This is a genomic window from Gilliamella apicola, assembly GCF_003202655.1.
Classification (GTDB): domain Bacteria; phylum Pseudomonadota; class Gammaproteobacteria; order Enterobacterales; family Orbaceae; genus Gilliamella; species Gilliamella apicola_R.
In genome coordinates this window covers 47602-67087 of record NZ_QGLR01000006.1, presented here as the reverse complement: position 1 = coordinate 67087, position 19486 = coordinate 47602, and the positions used below count along the sequence as shown (strand labels likewise).

Here is a 19486-nt window from a genome sequence, read left to right as displayed (position 1 = left end):
ACCTATTTAGTTTTAAGATCGTTTACTGTATATGGCGTCAACCAATCCATATTCAACTGCTTTCTCAGCTGACATGAAATTATCACGATCTGTATCCTTCTCAATTACACTAATATCTTGTCCGGTATGTTTTGCCAAAATATTATTTAATCGACTTTTTACCTGTAATATTTCTTGAGCATGAATTTGAATATCTGATGCTTGCCCTTGAAATCCACCTAGTGGTTGGTGAATCATAACTCGAGCGTTAGGTAAGCAGTAACGTTTACCGTGAGTTCCTGCAGCTAAAAGTAGCGATCCCATTGAACAGGCTTGTCCAAGACAAATTGTACTTACATCAGGTTTAATAAACTGCATCGTATCATAAATAGCCATCCCAGCTGTGACAACACCACCAGGAGAATTGATATATAAGTAAATATCTTTCTCGGAGTTTTCTGCTTCAAGAAAAAGCATCTGTGCAATAATCAAATTGGCCATATTATCTTCAACTTGTCCAGTCAAAAATATAATTCTTTCTTTTAATAATCGTGAGTAAATATCATAAGCTCTTTCGCCACGAGAACTTTGCTCAACAACCATTGGAATCACACTCATGTATGGTTCTAAAGGCATCTTCATCTCCTAATTAAACAAAATAGCCCAAACAATTGATCCTTATTTGGGCTTATAATGAATTTTAATTAAATAAGTGACAAGCTGCTGCTTAAGCAACTTGTTGATTCATTAATTCTGAAAATGAATAAGTCTTCTCTGTCACTTTTGCACTAGCTAATAATAAATCAACAACTTGATCTTCTAATGCAACAGAACGGATATTATCCATTGCTTTTTTATCTTTACGGTAATAATCAACCACTTCTTTAGGATCTTCATAAGCAGTTGCTATTTCATCAATTAAAGATTGTACTTTCGCTTCTTCAGCTTTTAATTTGTTACTTTCAATAATTTCGCTGAATAGTAATCCAACGATGACCCGACGTTTAGCTTCTGCTTCAAACAACTCTTTAGGTAGATCCATTGGTTGTTTAATATTTCCACCAAAGCGAGCTACGGCTTGTTGACGTAATACTTCAACTTCGCGGTCAATTAACGCTGAAGGAACTTGAATATCATTATTTTTTACTAAACCATCAATAGCTTGTGTTTTGATTTTATTGCGAATTGTTGCATTAAGCTCACGTTGCATATTTTTGCGTACTTCTGCCCGTAAACTTTCAACTGTTCCATCAGCAATACCAAATCTTTTAACTACATCTTCGGTAAGTTCTGGTAATTCAAGTTCTTCAACTTTGTTAAGTTTAGCTGAAAATACCGCTGGTTTACCTTTTAAATTCTCGGCATGGTAATCTTCTGGGAAAGTAACATTAATGTCAAATTCATCCCCTGCTTTGTGACCAATGATGGCATCTTCAAAACCTGGAATCATTCGGCCTTGTCCTAGCACAAGAACAAAATCATCAGCTTTACCACCTTCGAATTCAGCACCATCAACTTTACCTAAAAAGTCTAGCGTGACACGATTTTGTTCTTTTGATTTCTTTTTAACAATTTTCCATGTACCTTGTTGCTTACGTAAGGTTTCAATCATAGTTTCAACATCAGCATCTGCAATTTCAGCAACCGGTTTTTCGACTTCAATTTTATCTAAATCTTTAATTTTAATCTCAGGATAAATTTCAAATTCAACAGTGAAAGTATAATCTTCGCCGTCTTTATATTCTTTAGGCGTATAAATTGGCGCACCGGCTGGATTCAATTTTTCTTGAATAATAGCATCGATAAAATTACGTTGCATTAAATCACTTAAAGCATCTTGTAAAATAGAAGCACCATAACGTTGTTCAACAATTTTTAAAGGTACTTTGCCTTTACGGAAACCATCAATACGTACTTTTTTTGCTGTATTAATAAGTTCTTTATTAACCGCTTTGGTAATATCTTCTGATTTTATTGTAATTGATAAACGACGGCCCAAACCTTCTGTTGTTTCTACCGAAACTTGCATCTTTATACCTCGGAATTATTAAATATATTTGCTCATCATTAAAAATTAATTGAGCTAATTAAATTTACAAAATAGGAAAGCATTATACCGACCGTAATCGTCTACGTCGAGACATTTAATAGCTTCTTCTCAAGTGCTTTCAAACGTTTATTCATTTCATCAATATGCAAAACTAATGAAGCTGTTTTACGCCATACTTTATTTTGTTGCAATGGAATACCGGATGAATATACACCAGGTTCGGTAATTGGTCGCATAACCATACCCATGCCGGTAACCGTTACTTGATCACAAATTTCCATATGTCCGTTAATAACGCTCGCACCACCAATTAGGCAATGACGTCCAATCTTTAAACTACCCGCCATAATAACGCCACCAGCGACCGCTGTATGATCACCAATAATATCGTTGTGGGCAATTTGACACTGATTATCAATTATTACGCCATTACCAATAATAGTATCATCTAACGCACCACGATCTATCGTTGTTGATGCCCCGATTTCAACATTATTACCAATCACTACTCGACCTAATTGGGGGATTTTTATCCATTTACCTTTATCATTGGCATAACCAAATCCATCAGCTCCAATAACTGTCCCTGACTGAATTAAGCAATTTTCACCAATAATACAGTTATGATAAACAGAAACATTAGCCCATAATTTAGTGCCAGCACCAATCTTAGTATTTTTACCGATGAAACAACCTGGACCAATAATACAGTTATCAGCCAATATCACATTGCTTTCAATAACCGCATTAGCGCCGATTGATACATTGTTACCTAATTTAGCAGACGAATCAATAACCGCAGAAGGCGCGATATCTTTAGCTGGGTTTGGTGTGGTATCTAGGTATTGTGCTAATTTTGCATAAGCAAGATAAGGATTGTTAACAATTAAGGCGGCACCGTGCCAATATTTTAGGCTATCTTCAGTCATTACTACAGCTGAAGCTTTACACTCTGATAGATTGCTCTGAAATTTTTTATCTGCCAAAAATGTAATTTGCCCTGATACCGCCCCTTTCATTGATGCAATACCTGTGATGGGTAAAGTCCCATCACCGTGTAATTTAGCATCAATATGCTTAGCTAATTGTTCTAAAAGACAAGCAAACATTATTTCTTAACCTTCTCCAACACTTTATCTGTAATGTCAACAGTATCAGAGGCGTATAAAACTGTATCTGATCTTAAAACAAGATCAAATTTTTCTTCTGCAACAATTTTTTTAACTGCTTGTTGAATTTTCGCTAATAATTTACTAGCTTCTTTTGCTTCACTTTCACGATATTCATTTGAAAAAGCGGCAGCGTTATTTTGAAAATCTGCAATAGTTTTACTTAATTTGGCCTTTTCAGAAGATGATAAAGTTACCCCTTCTTTCTTTAAACGTGCAGCGGCATCATTAGCAAGTTTTTCTTCGTTTTCTAATGATTTTGCTCGAGCTTCAAATTTTTGAGTTAATGCTTTACCAACCGCTTCTCTTTCTGGCATACGATCCATTACAGATTTAATATCGATAATACCAATTTTAGTTTCAGCATATACAAAACTCGTAAAAAATAGCGCAATACTGATACCAATAACAGACATAATTTTTTTCACTTTATTCACCTATGTGTATTTTAGTTATAAACAATATGGTATTACCATGTTGAACCTATATTAAATTGGAATTGCTGAGCCGAATCACCACTATATTTCTTCAATGGCTGTGCATAAGAAAATACCAATGGACCTAATGGAGACATCCATTGAACAGCAAGACCAGTTGATATTCTAATATCAGATGGCGAACTATAATCCGGAATATTTTTGCCTTTTAAATCCCACTCTGTATCCCAAACTGTACCCGCATCAAAAAACACTGATGTTCTAATACTATCTGCATATTTTTCACCCGCAAATGGCGTAGGAACTATTAGTTCTGTACTTGCAAAGACTAATGCATTACCACCTATTGCATCGTTAGATCTGGTGCATTGAGCTGAATCTTCTAACGTTTTACATCCAGTTTTATTAAAATAGACCGCTTTAGGGCCGACAGTATTGGCTTTAAAGCCCCGTAATACTGTTGAACCACCGGCATAGAAGTTTTCATAGAAAGGTAGTTCTTTGCCACCAAATCCACCGCCATAGCCTAATCGGCCTCGAGCTAAAAAGACCCAATTGTGATCTGCATCGATAGGATAATAATAAGATGCATCACTCACCATTTTATAGAATCTATTTTCAAATATTGGCGTTGTTGCTTTTAAATTAGCACTAAGTCTTAGACCATCTGTTGGGAAGTAACCACGATCTAAGGAGTTATATGTCCAATAGGCGTTTAATAGCAAATCATTGGTGTCATATGAATATGATTTACTTTTATTTTTCATATTCTCACCCATAGAATCAAAATAGCGCCACATATTATATTGTGGTTGCATATCGGTTAATTTATGATTAGCATATTCAGCACCAAAGCGGACAAAGTTATTTTCGCTAATAGGGAAACCTAGGTTAGCAGTCGCCCCCCAAGTTTTACTTGAATACTCAGATTCATCATCATCACTATCAGTTTTATATGTATTGTAGTAGACACTACCACCTAAACTGACACCATCAACGGTAAAATAAGGGTCAACAATCGAAATAGAAGCCGTTTTATCACTACTGGTGGTATTAATATCAAATGACACACTATTACCCGTTCCTAACCAGTTATCTTGAGAGATACCGGCATTAAAACTTACACCACTGTCTGAGCCGACACCAACACCAAATTTAATACTACCGGTGTTACGTTCAGCTACTTTATAAATGATATCAACTTGATCATCAATACCCGGAACTCGTTCAGTATTGGCTTCAACACTCTCAAAGAAGCCAAGTCGGTTTAGACGTTCTTTACCAAGTTCAACTAAGCCGTTACTTAACCATGAACCTTCCATTTGGCGAAGTTCACGACGAACTACGCTTTCGCTAGTTACCGTATTACCAACGATTTTAATATTTCGCACATAAAAACGTTGCCCCACATCTACTATCACTACCAATTTAACGGTATGTGTTGAATCATCCATTTCCGGTTGAATAGCAACGTGAGGGTAGGCATAGCCAAAATTAGCAAGCAACCGTTTGATATTATCTTCAATATCGGTAATTTTTTTACCATTATAAAGTTCACCTTCAGTCAGCTTTTCTTTGGCTATGTTTTGGATTTCTTTTTCATGACCAGCAAAGTTGCCTTTAAAATCAAAACCAGATAACTTGTATTGTTCACCTTCATGAATATTAATCGTGACATAAATACCTTTTTTATCTGGAGTTAAACTGACTTGTGTTGACTCAATATCAAATCTAGCATAACCACGATTTAAATAGAAGCTCTGCAACTCGTCTAAATCTGATGCTAATTTCTGTTTTTGATATTTACGATCACCCATCATATTCCACCAAGGTACATTGTCGCGTAGAGAAAAGCGTGAAATAAGCTCTTCAGATGAAAACGCTTTTGCGCCCACAATATTGATTTGATCAATTAGAGCAGATTTACCCTCGGCAATAACTAATTTGAGATCAACTCGGTTACGAGATAATGGTGTCACTACAGCTTTGATTTGCGCATTATATTTACCCACGCTATAGTAAAAATCTTCTAGCCCTTTTTCAATCCCTGAAAGCATTGTTCGATCTAATGCATCACCTTCTCGAATGCCGGTGCTATCTAAATTTTTCTTTAACATATCATCTTTAACAGATTTATTACCTGAAAAAGTTATACTGGCAATCGTTGGGCGTTCTTGCACATGAATAATTAACTTATCACCATCGCGAGATAGCGTAATATCATCAAAATTGCCGCTAGCATATAATGATTTGATAATACGACCTAAATCAGATTCATTTACATAGTCGCCAACTTGAACAGGCATTTCAAGCATTGCAGCGCCAACGGTTACTCGCTGTAAGCCTTCAAATTTGATATCTTTTACCACAAAATCATCAACACAAAATGCATTAGAACTATATGTTACTGTGGTACCAAACAACATAGATGCTATAAGTAATTTATTTATTTTCATTGTATATATTTATAACCTCATCCCATTACAGTCGTAAAATATCATTAAATAATGCAATTCCCATTATTACCATTAATAAAACAAATCCGATTAGAAAAAAACGCTCTTGTGTTTTATTTGATAAGGCTTTTCCTTTTATCATTTCAAAAAATAAAAAAAGCAACTGCCCGCCATCTAACATCGGTAATGGAACAAGATTGATAACCCCTAAATTTATACTAATAAAAGCTAGAAAACATAAGTAAGGGGTAAATCCATAACTTGCTGTTTGCCCTGCGCTTTTTGCTATTGTTATTGATCCTGATAAATATTTTAAACCAACAACACCTGTTACTAATTGGTAAAAAGAACGGAAAGTAAATTCTGTTTCTAACAAGGTTCTTTCCATCGCCTTACCAAATCCATTTAAAACATTATACTGCTTAATTACTACGTCTGAAGTCGGATAAAAACCAGCCACACCTTCACCATTTTTATTTATTGTGGGTTGAAGTGTTAGCTCTACATCTTTATTATTCCTATTTACCTTAATTTTTATGGTTTCAGCTTTTTTTATCGTATCAGTAAAATCTTGCCAATTTTGATAAAGATGATCATTATAACTGATAATTTTATCACCAACTTGTAAACCAGCCTGAGCTGCTGCCGAATTAGCGACAATTTTACTTATAATTGGATAAATTTCCACTTGTTTAGGTATAAATCCAAATGCAGCAATTGCTGATTCCTTCTCTAAATCAAAACTCCAATCGCTAATATTAACATTTCGGCTCACTGCTTGTTGACGATTATTGATAACCGAACTATCTATATAGGTAACATTAATATTGTTTTTACCTAAAGCCGAAATCAAAGCAACTTTTACATCATTCCAACTATTTATCTTTACTTTATCTATCATTTTTAACTCCGCCTCAGCGGGAATATGTATAGATGCAGCTGGAGTTGCCGGTATAGTATTTTTTATTTTAACGGGGTAATCGACTACTCCCATCAAAAAAACAATCCAATAGATAATTAACGCTAAAACAAAATTAGCAAATGGCCCAGCAAAAATAATCGCGGCGCGTTGCCAAATCTTTTTTTTATCAAAAGCTAATTTTTCTAAATTGGGTGATAATTCAGTTGTTCTGCTATCAAGCATTCTAACATATCCGCCTAGCGGAATCATAGCAATAACTAACTCGGTTCCATTTGAAAACCTATGCGACCATATTTTTTTTCCAAACCCAATTGAGAAACATTCTACTTGTACTTTACATAGCCGTGCGACAAAATAATGTCCAAATTCATGTACTGTAACTAATATACTGATAGTGATAAGAAATAACAACAGTGACCAAAGCAAAATCAGCAACCTTTTAGAATAAATGCAAAGATAATGCAGTAAATACAGGAACTGCCGCGGTTAAACTATCAATACGATCTAAAATACCACCATGTCCGGGAATCAGATTGCCACTATCTTTAATGCCAGCTTCACGCTTAAACATACTTTCGGTTAGGTCACCTAATACCGAAACTAAAATAGCCAATAGTGAACTAATTAAAAAATTGATAAAGCTAATAGCAAAATAACCGGTTAAATAAACTAGCAAACAAACTAAAATAGCTAAACTAACTCCACCAATAAAACCTTCTATCGTTTTTCCTGGTGAAACTTTTACAGCTAATTTATGCTTGCCTATCGCCCGCCCAGCAAAATAAGCCCCAGTATCGGTTGCCCATACTAACACAAATACATAGAGCAACCAAACCGCACCAGTATAACGATCAATATCATAATTGATCGATCGTAATTCAAGCATACTAATATAAAAAGGTATTAAGGTAAAAAGCGCAAACAACAGCTTAATTAATATTGATTTAGACCAATATTTTGCTGATTGAGGGTAACTAATTACTAATAGCAAAGCAATTAACCACCAAACGATCGATAGGCAAATTATATAAGTATATAATTTACCTTTAAGTGAAAGGTCAATTGGTATCAGATAAAGTAAAGCTAATAAACTAATGATTAAAACCATAAAGATAGCTTTCTGAGTTTTTTCTACCATTCCTAAAAAATGGCTCCATTCCCAAGTAGCTAATGCACAAACAGCAATGATCAAATATGAAAATATTGATAATGGTGCAAAAAACAGTGCAATAATAACCAAAGGAATAAGTACGATGGCAGTTAAAATACGCTGGATTAGCATGGAAGATCCTCATTTAGAACGCCACCAAAACGTCGTTCTCTAGTATTAAAAATATTTATCGCTTCGTCAAATGAAGCTTGATTAAAGTCAGGCCATAGTATATCGGTAAAATACAATTCTGCGTAAGCACTTTGCCATAATAAAAAATTACTTATTCGGTATTCACCACCAGTACGAATAATTAATTCAACTTCTGGCAAAGTATACATACAAGTCATTGAGGAAAAATAATCCTCATTAATATCTTGAGGTGTTATTTTACCATCTAAAACTTGAGAAGCTATTTTTTGAGCAGATTGCACAATATCCCAACGACCGCCATAATTAGCGGCAATATTCAAGACAAGTCCAGTATTATTTTGAGTTAACCGCTGTGCATTAATAATAAGATTCTGTAGATTTTGATTAAATTTAGATATATCACCAATAATATTTAGCCGAACATTATTTTTATTTAAATTTTTTATTTCACGATTTAATGCATAAATAAACAGCGAAATTAATGCCGAAACTTCATTAGCTGGCCGCTTCCAATTTTCACTACTAAATGCATATAAGGTAAGCACCTTGATACCTATTTGGGCAGCATGAGCTACAATTTTACGTACTGTTTTTAAACCGGCTCGATGGCCTGAAGCTCGCAATTGATTTCGTTGCTTAGCCCATCGACCATTACCATCCATAATAATCGCCACATGGTTAGGAATATATTTTTGTTGTGTCATGTAAAATCTCGTCATATCTCAATCATATTAATGATAATTTCGATAATTCACTAAATCAACGGGTACCATAAACAACAATCGTCTTACCATGCGCTGAAATTAAATGTTGATCTTCAAGCATTTTTAAAATTCTTCCAACGGTTTCACGCGAGCAACCAACGATTTGGCCAATCTCTTGGCGGGTAATTTTTATTTGCATGCCATCAGGATGTGTCATGGCATCAGGCTGTTTGGTTAAGTTCAATAATGTTTGGGCAATACGGCCGGCTACATCTAAAAAAGCTAAATTACTCACTTTTTCAGAAGTAACTTGCAATCGACTTGCCATTTGACTAGCGAGACGCATCAAAATATCTGGATTAACCTGAACCAGTTGCTTAAATTTTTTGTATGAAATTTCGGCTACTTCACAACTGGTTTTGGCTTTAACCCAAGCACTACGCTCTGTTCCTTCTTCGAAAAGGCCTAACTCACCTAAAAATTGATTTTGGTTCAAATAAGACAAAATCATTTCATTACCTTCATCATCTTTGATTAATACCGCTACCGCTCCTTTTAAAATATAATAGAGAGTTTCGGCTTTTTCACCTTGATGTATAAGGGTGCTTTTTGCTGGATATTTATGAATATGGCAATGAGATAAAAACCACTCCAATGTTGTATCTGATTGCTGTTTACCAATCATTATTCCTTCCTCTCCATTCAAATTACTACGCTAACACTATAACAAAGTTACTCAATAAATCATATACTCGATAAAACGATTTTAATCATTATTTTATATATTTAATATCTATTGTCTCGTATAATTCAGACCAAAAAATCGCAGCTGAACCATCCATTAAATGACGTTTTACATCATTAACTTTGTCGGCAAGAGATTTTTCTTGTTCTCCGTAATCTGTACCTTCGCGTAAAACAAAGTATTCTATAAGATTAGTTAATGTATCAGGATCTAGGGTTTGCCAAGGAATAATCATAGTTAGGTTAAACCAGTTAACTTATAATAGTTTGAGGAAGCAAGATGATGATTAGTAGTGTACATTAATGATTAACTAAAAAAAACCACTCAATTGAGTGGTTTTGATTAGTTTCGTTAAAATCATTAACGTGCTTCAACTTGAAGCTGGAATCCTTGGATACCTGCTTTATACGCTCCACCATTGAGAGAGTTATAAACTGAGTTATTAGTTCCTAATTCGATTATTCCCCATTTGTGAGTTGAATCTACACTTACCCCCTGAGTCACGTTTTCTGTAGTATTAGCGGCGATTCCGTCAGCTGTTCCGGTTAATGACCAAGTAAAGGTATATGCTTGTGATTGATCGGTATCTGTCGGGCTAGTTTCCCCTAAGTCTGGATAGGAATTACCAACATTTGCCTCAGAAGCCGTCCACACAACAGCAGCTAACTTATCGCCATATTTTGGAATTAAAGCAGGATCGGTTGTACCTGCAGAAACAGACCTATCAGCTAGGTTCTTATCCCAAATTGGCGTACCTCTAGCATCTAATTTAAAGATACCCATTCTAGTTGCATCTGATTCGATAGGACCGATTGGGTTGTCAGGATCTATTTCACCTGGTCCAGATTCATCTATTGTAGGGACTTCCTTACCACCAATAACAACAGGGGGATTTGTTTGCCAAATATTACTAACCTGCAACCATTTATTTTCTCTTGGAGTACCAAATGGAGTAACTTCTTGAAGTGTAAAACCAATGATGTTTGCACCAGCCATTGCCGATGTGATTTGAAAATAGATATGTCCATCTTCACCAGTGTTCCTAGATTGTGCGTTAACATCGACTTGAACCCAAGATGTGTCTCTGAGCGTTTTTTTATAAACAGTTAATGTGTTTGCTACGCTGTGATCAGTATCGTTATCCATGTCGCCATCGGCATCTTTTAATTTATAAAAAATATGAATATAATTTCCGACTTTTGCGTGCACTGTGTTACCAATAGCTGTGTTTCCAGCTTCATCATTAGTGATACGAACAAACATTTTTCGTTGTTGAGTACCGTCTCGATTATAAATCACGGGTGCATTACCCTGTATCGGTGCATTTGCCACTGCCGGGCTAAAATCAGCATAGGCACTAGTTGCAGCATAGCCAGCTAAAAATATGCCTAGCGCTACTTTTTTAATTGAAAGATTTTTCATGTTTAACTTCCTATTTTCATTAATAAATTAACATGTTGTATTTTTTATAACAACAACATTTTTATGGTGTTTCAGTATCAATCATCTTCGATAATTCAAAGATTAATTTAATTTTTTAGTCGCAATTTGTAACTTAAATCCTTGGTCACCGGCACATGCTGGTGATATTGTTTGTTGGCTCAAATCATAATTTGTAAAAGCACCATCTTGAGCTCCGGCGACAGCAGCGATACTTGTGCCTCTCGTCGCATAACTATTTATATTTTCCGGAATGGTATAATGCGCATCCACCCCCATACTTACATTAAACCACGGCCCCTCAGGTTGTTCAATAAAGCTTGGCAAGGTCGTTGCAACATTACTTGGACAAGCCAAACTATTAGTACCGACAAGTGACCAAAGAACAAATAGATCGATAATTTCCACCGTTTCGGTATCATCGATGAAAGCTTTAACAAAATATTCAGTGCCAACATTCCAACCATCAATACCTGGTTCTAAATTAAGATAAGATCCATTTTGTTTGGCAACTAAGGTGCCATCGGCACGATAAACTTTAATGTAACCTGGTTCACCACCGCCAAAATTAACCGATGCTTTATTAAAAGACGTTCCGTAACCATTTAAATTAATCGAAAAATCAACTAAACCACTAAAGTTTGAAGCGACATCCATGGTATAAGTGTCACCAAGCGCAGTAAATCCATATCCGGTTGCTGCATTTGCGGAAACATTTTCGCCCTTTTTGACTTTTTCAAAAGACTTAACTATGACACAACGGGTCGAGCTAGGACATCTTCTTACATTACCAGACGTACCATCAATTAAAGCTACTTTTTTACCATTACTCGTTGCTGTCCATAAATCAACTACCGAGGATTTAAATGTATTATCTATGCTTGCCATTAGTGATTGGTCACTAAAACCAACATATCCATCGCCAAAGTTACCACTTTGGGTTGGCGTTGAAGGAGTAACCAAACTGGCTAATAGTGTTACATAAGTCAAACCATCAGCGGTATTATCGGTATAAGTTGATGGATTATGTACTTCATCAATTACCCAGACACCTACTTTACGAATATCCAAATTAGGTAACACATCAAAAGAAACTGAATTAGATGTTGCTGTTTTACCTCTAGTATCCTTGACTGTCACCGCTAAAGAATAAACACCGTTAGTGCTAGCTTGCAGTTTATTACCATTTTCATCCAAATATTTAGGTGCAACGATTTTCCAATTTTTGACATCAGCTGGCGGAGTTAACCAGTTAGAACTGGTACATGTCCCTATCGCAGAACATAAAAATCCGCCATTAAGATCGATATCTTGCATACTACCTGACCAAGTTACACTTGATACTCCTTTACCATGACGAACACCGATAGCTAGAGCATTAGTGGACCCCTCAACTAAATGAAGTGATTCCAGACCTAAATCAACAACCATTTGTTTTTCTTTATATTCAAGAACAATATAGTTATTACGATCAACTAAATCATAGCGGCTGCCTTTTAAAGAACGCGTAGCTTGAACCATATTTGGATCTAACTGATCTTTTAATGGTGTTCCAATATGATAGTTCATGGTCAACTCAGCTGATGTCGTTTTTTGACCACCTTGCCCTCGTTTATGTTGGGTTTTAAATGTAAATAAAGGTACAGGTGTATAATCGACGCCAACCGTCAACGCTTTAGGATTTTTTTGCAAATTATCTTTACCAAATAAAGCAACCTTATCACCATAGTATTGTTCATACATAAGTGATCCACCGAAATGAGGATATTGAGGCAAATATCCTTGGAAACGAATATCAAATCCTCTAGCTGCGCGTTCGTAAAAATCATCAAAATCTTTCGAATCTTTCCAATCAGATAATGGATTATAGTAGTTAGCAGATAACTTCATGTAATCAGTCCAAGCCTCAAGACCAAGACCTAAACGGTTATGTGATCGTTGGAAGTCATGATCAAGAAAGACGTTATAACCCAATAACCATTTATTATTGGCAACATCCCAACGTTGACCAATACCAAAGTTACCGATATGTCGATTTTTCTCATGTTCTTGGAATGATAATTGGGTAAATATCAATGTTTTTTCTGTATCGATCCAAGGACTAAATAATTTAACGTTGAGATTGCTCAATTCAGCCTTGTCACTTAAATCAAATTGTAATTGTGCTGTACCAAAGTGCCCTAAAAAATTTTGCGTGGCATCACGTACGGGAACAATAACTTGTGAATTGATACTATTCCTAACATAATTTTCGGCATAATCTTTACCTTTATTTTTCAAATGACCGGCAATACCACCGTTTTCTGCTGAAGTAATGTTTTTCCAATCTTGGGATGCAAGGGTTTGCAAAACGGTAGCCACCTGACTAGCTAATGCATCTTTATCCTTCTTTACATCATAACTATCATCAGAACCTAGTGTTGGTAAATTTGCATATTTATCTTTTTTACCTTTATTTGCAACAATCGCCGGTAGTAAAGGAGAGTTTTCCGGTAAAACTAAACGTTCATCAACTTTGACTATATCTCTTTTATCAAAACGACCAGCATTCATGGCACGTAATTCAGAAATCGAAATATTGCTCAACAATGCAATTTGGTACAAACTCCGTTGTTGGTTATTCACCATTTCACGAACTTTTGTGCCATTTTTCAGCTCAATGATTTTATTGCTATCAATAGCATTTGTTAATTGTTGTTGGGTATCAGTTGCATAAGCAGAATTCCAACTTAATATAGCTATTACAAATGCTGGGATCAAGCCTAAATTATAATTCTTTCTCACCCTAGTCGTTCCTTATATTTCACCAACAAAAAACACCAAGGCACTATATTTATATATATTACCGAAATGTTGATAAAGTTGTTATTATTAACTCTAGTGTTTCAGATATGCGTTTTGGAATATTAAATATTGTTGCATACCCATTAAAATTTCTTTACAAAATAGTTAAATTCCCTCGAATTCTATTACATAAATGTAATTTATCAAAATGTTTTGTTGTTTTTTTTTAATTTTTTTTGTAAAGACGACTTTTTTTTGATATTTATCAATTGTTTATGCTTATGTTTTTTTTATAAAAAATAGAATTATTATTCATTAATTATACAAATATGACTATTTCGTAATGAAAAAATTAGATAATAAGATGATCGTAAACTAGAATGTTCATGAATGAACTTGTTACTTCAAGTTCATTCATGATTATTATATTGTAAAGTTGAAAATCAAAATTAATATTGACCTTCATTGTAAATTTCTAGATTTTCCGATTCTCTATTTGGTGGGATAGTCTTATTTTCTGCTCTATGATGCTCTAAAGCATCAAAATAATTAGCATCAATTCCTTCAGTAATATATTTTCCATCAAAAACAGAGCATTCTAAATGATGAATTTTAGCGTTTTGTTCCCTAATGCAATCAATTAAATCTGAGAGATCTTGAAATATTAGTTTATCTGCGCCAATTGCCGTTGCAATTTGTTCAACAGAACGATTGTAAGCAATGAGTTCACTAGCCACAGGCATGTCAATACCATATACATTAGGGTACCTAATTTCAGGAGCGGCAGAGGCTAAATAGACTTTTTTGGCGCCAACCGAGCGCACCATTTCAAGTATTTTTTCTGATGTTGTTCCGCGAACTATAGAATCATCAACTAAAAGGACATTTTTACCTTCAAATTCAATACGATTGGCATTTAGTTTTCTTCTTACAGAAAGTTTTCGTTCCGCTTGGCCTGGCATAATAAAAGTCCGACCAACATATCGGTTTTTAACAAATCCTTGACGATAAGGTTTATTTAATATTCTGGCAATTTCAAGCGCGGCATCACACGATGTTTCAGGAATAGGAATAACTACATCAATATCAATATCTTTCCATTCTCTAGCAATTTTTTGACCCAGTTTTTGCCCCATTAGTATGCGAGATTGATATACCGAGACACCATTCATTAATGAATCTGGCCGTGCAAAATAGACATATTCAAAGATACAAGGATAATATTGAGGATTATTGGCACACTGTTTGGAGTAAAGTTGTCCATCTTGAGTAATATAGATAGCTTCACCTGGCTCTACATCACGCATAAATTCAAAATCGAGAATATCTAAAGCAACACTTTCTGATGCAACCATATATTCTGTTTTCTGATTATCAATTACTTTTTTACCTATCACTAAAGGACGAATACCAAATGGATCACGAAATGCAACTAGACCATGTCCAATAATCATTGCCACACAAGCATAAGCACCTTTAATAATTTGATGCACTTGATTGATCGCGGTAAAAATATTATCTGCAGTTAATGGATAAGTCGGGAATTTATCAAGTTCACTTGCAAAAATATTAAGTAATACTTCAGAATCAGAGCTAGTGTTAATGTGGCGCCTTGCTAATTCGAATACCTTATCACGTAACTGTTCAGTATTGGTTAAATTACCATTGTGAGCCAGTGCAATACCATACGGTGAATTTACATAAAAAGGCTGCGCTTCAGAAGGACTTGAGCTACCCGCTGTAGGGTAACGAATATGCCCTATTCCTAAATTACCTTGCAAACGCAACATATGCTGTTCTTGAAATACATCTTTAACTAAACCATTTGCTTTACGTAAGCGAAAACGATTTTGTTCATCGATGGTTACAATTCCTGCGGCATCTTGCCCTCGATGCTGCAAAACAGTTAAAGCATCATAAATAGATTGATTAACTGTACTGCATCCTACAATACCAACAACACCACACATACCAAAGTTACCTCAAAATTATTTAACTAAAAATGAAGACGAATGTTGTATAAGGTCAAAAAACCAACGAATAATAATTTGAAAATGTGGAATTAATAGTGATTGCTCCCACTCTAAAGTTTGCGATAACGGTGTAAAGGTATCAACAAAAAAGAGCACAGCCGCCACCACTAAAATACCTCTTATTATACCTAAATAAACACCTAATACCCGATCTGTACCGGATAAACCTGTCTTTTGCACAAATTGACTAATAATATAAGTAATAATAGAACAAACAATTAATGTAGCAACAAATAAAATAGCGATAGCGACAGCAATACGAACAACATCACTTTCAAAATAAGTTAAATAACGAGTAATGTACATGTAAAAACGACTGGCGATAAAGAAAGCTAGTACCCAGCTTATTAAAGATAACGATTCTTTAATAAAACCTCTAACGATACTAATCAGTGCAGATAAAACGATCACACCAATAATCGTATAATCAATCCAATTCATCATAATAACTCCTAGTTTTATATTAATATTTTTATTTAAATCCTATACTTATAAAAAGTAAAATAATTTTTAATTGGTAACAATCACACCTTTCAATTTGGTTAAATTATTTAAGTCACTGATCAACTGTTCAGCTTGCTCTTTTTTAGCATAAGGACCAACTTGTAATTTGATTAATTGATCTGGTCCTGGATTGCTTGGAATAACACTAACGTTATAATTATTTAATCTTAACAAGGCAACTAATTCTTCAATTTTTCTCTTATTTTTCAATGCACCAAGTTGAATCATATATGTTTTATCTGGTTGTTCAGGATTTGTTATAGCATTTGAGGTTGATGGGCTATCATCAATATCATCAATATCATCAATACTTTCGGGTGAAGCTAAAGGGCTGGTATATTGTGATGAATCAGGAGTATATATTTGCTCCGATCCATTATTGAAACTGCCATTAATCACTGACTCATTTTGCGTAATAATCTCTTGATTTTGTTGATTAACTACTTCTGATTGTAAAATCGATGAGGAAGATGGATATAAATTGGATTTGTCAGTAATAATAATTGGTGCAACTATCGCAACGACTAACAAAAAAGTAGCAAAACCAATGAGTTGGTTTCTAACTTTATTCACAGTAATTTTAGTCTTCTTTCGATTAGTTTCCATGCTTACATTTGCCTAGTTGCCTAATTCATTTAAAACGGCAGATACGGTATAAAATGAACCACAAACGACAATAATATCATCTTCTTTTGCATCTTGCATGGCCTTTTGATATGCATCATAAACCGTTTCAAAGGTTGTTATATTTTTTTGTCTATCATTTTGTAAATATTGCGCTAACACCTCTGCATTACATCCACGCTCACCATAAAGTGAAGCACAATACCATTGGTCAGCATTTAATAACGATAAGGTACTTTTAATATCTTTGTCTTTAAGCATACCTATAACAAATCTTACCTTGCCATTATGAGATTGTTTCTTCTTTAAAAATTCAATTTGCTTAGCTAAATAGCTAGCTGCATGAGGATTATGGGCAACATCAACGATTACCATTGGTGATGTTTGTATAGTTTGAAATCTGCCGATTAAACTTGCTTTTTCAAGACCTTCTTTGATTTGATTCTCAGTAATTGGCAATGAAGAGTAGCCTAATGCGGCAATAGCAGTACATGCATTGGCTAAAGGTATATTAGGAATAGGTAACTTATTGTACTTTTTAAGCGGAGATATAAATTGCCATGATGAATTATCAATTTGTTGATAAGACCAATCTTTATTTACAGTATATATAGGACAATTCACGCTGTTAGCAACATCTAAAATAGAGGGTGGTATTTCTGGCTCACCAACAACAGCAATACTTTTCGGTTTAAAAATACCGGCTTTTTCTCGACCAATACTTTCTCTTGTATTTCCCAAATATTCAACATGATCAATACCAATTGTGGTAATAATCGCGATATCAGCATCAATAATATTGGTGGCATCAAGTCTTCCGCCTAAACCAACTTCTAAAATCACCACATCTAATTGAGCATGTTTAAATTGATATAATGCCGCTAATGTCGCATATTCAAAATAGGTTAGAGAGATATCTTGTCTCGCTTTTTCAATTTCAACAAATGCATCAACGGTATCTTGTTCTTTTGACTCTTGATTATTTATTCTAACCCGTTCAGTAAAACGCAATAGATGAGGAGAACTATAAACCCCGACTCGTTTATTAGCAGCAAGTAATATCATCTCAAGCGTGCGACAAGTCGTTCCTTTGCCATTAGTTCCCGCCACTGTGAAAACATAAGGTGCCGGTTGCAAAAGATCAAGCCTATCTGCAACTTGTTTAACTCGGTCAAGTCCTAAATCGATAGTACTAGGATGTAACTGCTCCAAATAACAAAGCCATGTCTCAAGATCAGACATGGCATCAGGGGTTTTAATTTGCATGATTAATTAAATAGTCTCATCATTTACGATATTATCAAAAGGTACAGGGAGTTTCATTAATTTAGCTAATAAACCTGCAATTTTTGGGCGCATATCTCGACGATGAATAATCATATCAATTGCTCCTTTTTCGAGTAAGAATTCGCTACGTTGGAACCCTTCAGGTAATGTTTCCCTTACTGTTTGTTGAATTACTCTAGGACCAGCAAAACCAATTAACGCTTTAGGCTCAGCTATATTGATATCACCAAGCATCGCTAAGCTAGCCGATACTCCCCCCATTGTCGGATCGGTCATAACTGAAATATATGGCAACCCTTCGTCTTGCATTTTGGCTAAGATAGCACTGGTTTTTGCCATTTGCATTAAGGAAAATAATGCTTCTTGCATTCGAGCGCCACCACTAGTTGAAAAACAGATTAACGGGCATTTATCTGCAATGGCCTGTTCAGCTGCTCGTGTAAATAAAGCCCCAACCACAGACGACATGGAACCGCCAATGAAAGCAAACTCAAAACAGGCAACCACAACCGGAATACCCAGTAATGTGCCCTTCATTACTACCATCGCCTCTTTTTCATGGGTCTCTTTTTGAGCCGCGGTTAAACGATCTTTATATTTTTTAGTATCTTTAAACTTTAAAATATCTTTGGGAGCAAGTTCTGAACCAATCTCTACATCCGATCCTTCATCTAAAAAACGATATAAGCGAACACGGGCAGGAATATGCATGTGATGATCACATTTTGGGCAAACTTCTAAATTACGGTCAAGTTCGGCTTGATAAATAACTTGCTCACAATTACTACATTTGGTCCAAACACCTCCTGGAATATTCGCTTTTTTATGATCTGACGATATATTATTTTTACTCAGAATTTTTTCAATCCAGCTCATTATAATTCTCTCATTCGGTACTCTTTTCAATTAACGACACATTGTATAATACTTTGCAATAATTCTTAATAGTTGTTTTTATTTTTATCGCAATTTGCAAAGAAACGTTAAATATATTAGCAATTTTTTTAAAATATTATTGTTTATTACTTATAAAAATTTGATTTAAAACA

The 19486-nt window shown here is 34.9% G+C and carries 17 protein-coding genes; all 17 read right to left on the bottom strand.

From position 1 onward, the window contains the following. Nucleotides 1-12 precede the first annotated feature (12 nt). Nucleotides 13-615, bottom strand: coding sequence for an ATP-dependent Clp endopeptidase proteolytic subunit ClpP (gene clpP, locus DKK70_RS02620; RefSeq protein WP_034884667.1), 603 nt, complete (start codon nt 613-615; stop codon nt 13-15). A gap of 91 nt (nt 616-706) precedes the next feature. Further along, entirely contained in the window at nt 707-2008 is a 1302-nt protein-coding gene (gene tig / locus DKK70_RS02615; RefSeq protein WP_110432615.1) for a trigger factor, read from the bottom strand. Nucleotides 2009-2109: 101 nt separating this feature from the next. Beyond that, complete coding sequence (gene lpxD, locus DKK70_RS02610; RefSeq protein WP_110432614.1) at nt 2110-3138, bottom strand: UDP-3-O-(3-hydroxymyristoyl)glucosamine N-acyltransferase; 1029 nt, start codon at nt 3136-3138, stop codon at nt 2110-2112. Further along, nucleotides 3138-3626: an OmpH family outer membrane protein gene (locus tag DKK70_RS02605; protein ID WP_110432613.1), complete on the bottom strand. Its 489-nt coding sequence runs from the start codon at nt 3624-3626 to the stop codon at nt 3138-3140. The genes lpxD and DKK70_RS02605 overlap by 1 nt, the downstream gene beginning before the upstream one ends. A 41-nt stretch (nt 3627-3667) precedes the next feature. Continuing rightward, nucleotides 3668-6091 carry an outer membrane protein assembly factor BamA gene (gene bamA / locus DKK70_RS02600; RefSeq protein ID WP_110432612.1) on the bottom strand — a complete coding sequence of 808 codons (2424 nt, stop codon included), beginning with the start codon at nt 6089-6091 and terminating at the stop codon, nt 3668-3670. 25 nt (nt 6092-6116) lie between these two features. Next, nucleotides 6117-7439 (bottom strand): RIP metalloprotease RseP, encoded by a 1323-nt coding sequence (rseP, locus tag DKK70_RS02595; protein WP_181415894.1) that lies wholly within the window; start codon nt 7437-7439, stop codon nt 6117-6119. A gap of 13 nt (nt 7440-7452) precedes the next feature. Continuing rightward, complete coding sequence (locus DKK70_RS02590) at nt 7453-8295, bottom strand: phosphatidate cytidylyltransferase (RefSeq protein ID WP_110432610.1); 843 nt, start codon at nt 8293-8295, stop codon at nt 7453-7455. After that, entirely contained in the window at nt 8289-9020 is a 732-nt protein-coding gene (locus DKK70_RS02585; RefSeq protein ID WP_219999663.1) for an isoprenyl transferase, read from the bottom strand. Before DKK70_RS02585 ends, DKK70_RS02590 begins: the two co-directional genes overlap by 7 nt. A gap of 55 nt (nt 9021-9075) precedes the next feature. Further along, nucleotides 9076-9708 carry a cAMP-activated global transcriptional regulator CRP gene (gene crp / locus DKK70_RS02580; protein WP_034884167.1) on the bottom strand — a complete coding sequence of 211 codons (633 nt, stop codon included), beginning with the start codon at nt 9706-9708 and terminating at the stop codon, nt 9076-9078. An 85-nt stretch (nt 9709-9793) separates the two neighbouring features. Then, nucleotides 9794-10000, bottom strand: a complete 207-nt coding sequence (locus DKK70_RS02575) for a YheU family protein (protein ID WP_110432608.1) — start codon at nt 9998-10000, stop codon at nt 9794-9796. A 125-nt stretch (nt 10001-10125) separates the two neighbouring features. After that, entirely contained in the window at nt 10126-11187 is a 1062-nt protein-coding gene (locus tag DKK70_RS02570) for a hypothetical protein (RefSeq protein WP_110432607.1), read from the bottom strand. Between the two features lie 102 nt (nt 11188-11289). Then, on the bottom strand, nt 11290-13989 hold the full coding sequence (locus DKK70_RS02565) for an inverse autotransporter beta domain-containing protein (protein ID WP_219999662.1): 2700 nt from the start codon (nt 13987-13989) through the stop codon (nt 11290-11292). 449 nt (nt 13990-14438) lie between these two features. After that, a complete protein-coding gene (purF, locus tag DKK70_RS02560) occupies nt 14439-15959 on the bottom strand; it encodes an amidophosphoribosyltransferase (RefSeq protein ID WP_110432606.1) in 1521 nt (506 codons plus the stop codon). 18 nt (nt 15960-15977) lie between these two features. Next, complete coding sequence (locus DKK70_RS02555; RefSeq protein WP_110432652.1) at nt 15978-16463, bottom strand: CvpA family protein; 486 nt, start codon at nt 16461-16463, stop codon at nt 15978-15980. Nucleotides 16464-16532: 69 nt separating this feature from the next. Then, entirely contained in the window at nt 16533-17099 is a 567-nt protein-coding gene (locus DKK70_RS02550; protein WP_181415893.1) for an SPOR domain-containing protein, read from the bottom strand. Nucleotides 17100-17144: 45 nt separating this feature from the next. After that, entirely contained in the window at nt 17145-18419 is a 1275-nt protein-coding gene (gene folC, locus DKK70_RS02545) for a bifunctional tetrahydrofolate synthase/dihydrofolate synthase (protein ID WP_110432604.1), read from the bottom strand. A gap of 3 nt (nt 18420-18422) precedes the next feature. Further along, on the bottom strand, nt 18423-19313 hold the full coding sequence (gene accD / locus DKK70_RS02540) for an acetyl-CoA carboxylase, carboxyltransferase subunit beta (RefSeq protein ID WP_110422627.1): 891 nt from the start codon (nt 19311-19313) through the stop codon (nt 18423-18425). Between the last annotated feature and the right edge of the window lie 173 nt (nt 19314-19486).

Excerpts from the sequence above, each read along its gene's own strand:
- clpP (WP_034884667.1), bottom strand. The coding sequence starts at position 615 with ATGCCTTTAGAACCATACATGAGTGTGATTCCAATGGTTGTTGAGCAA.
- tig (WP_110432615.1), bottom strand. The coding sequence starts at position 2,008 with ATGCAAGTTTCGGTAGAAACAACAGAAGGTTTGGGCCGTCGTTTATCA.
- lpxD (WP_110432614.1), bottom strand. The coding sequence starts at position 3,138 with ATGTTTGCTTGTCTTTTAGAACAATTAGCTAAGCATATTGATGCTAAA.
- bamA (WP_110432612.1), bottom strand. The coding sequence starts at position 6,091 with ATGAAAATAAATAAATTACTTATAGCATCTATGTTGTTTGGTACCACA.
- DKK70_RS02590 (WP_110432610.1), bottom strand. The coding sequence starts at position 8,295 with ATGCTAATCCAGCGTATTTTAACTGCCATCGTACTTATTCCTTTGGTT.
- DKK70_RS02585 (WP_219999663.1), bottom strand. The coding sequence starts at position 9,020 with ATGACACAACAAAAATATATTCCTAACCATGTGGCGATTATTATGGAT.
- DKK70_RS02575 (WP_110432608.1), bottom strand. The coding sequence starts at position 10,000 with ATGATTATTCCTTGGCAAACCCTAGATCCTGATACATTAACTAATCTT.
- DKK70_RS02570 (WP_110432607.1), bottom strand. The coding sequence starts at position 11,187 with ATGAAAAATCTTTCAATTAAAAAAGTAGCGCTAGGCATATTTTTAGCT.
- purF (WP_110432606.1), bottom strand. The coding sequence starts at position 15,959 with ATGTGTGGTGTTGTTGGTATTGTAGGATGCAGTACAGTTAATCAATCT.
- DKK70_RS02555 (WP_110432652.1), bottom strand. The coding sequence starts at position 16,463 with ATGAATTGGATTGATTATACGATTATTGGTGTGATCGTTTTATCTGCA.
- accD (WP_110422627.1), bottom strand. The coding sequence starts at position 19,313 with ATGAGCTGGATTGAAAAAATTCTGAGTAAAAATAATATATCGTCAGAT.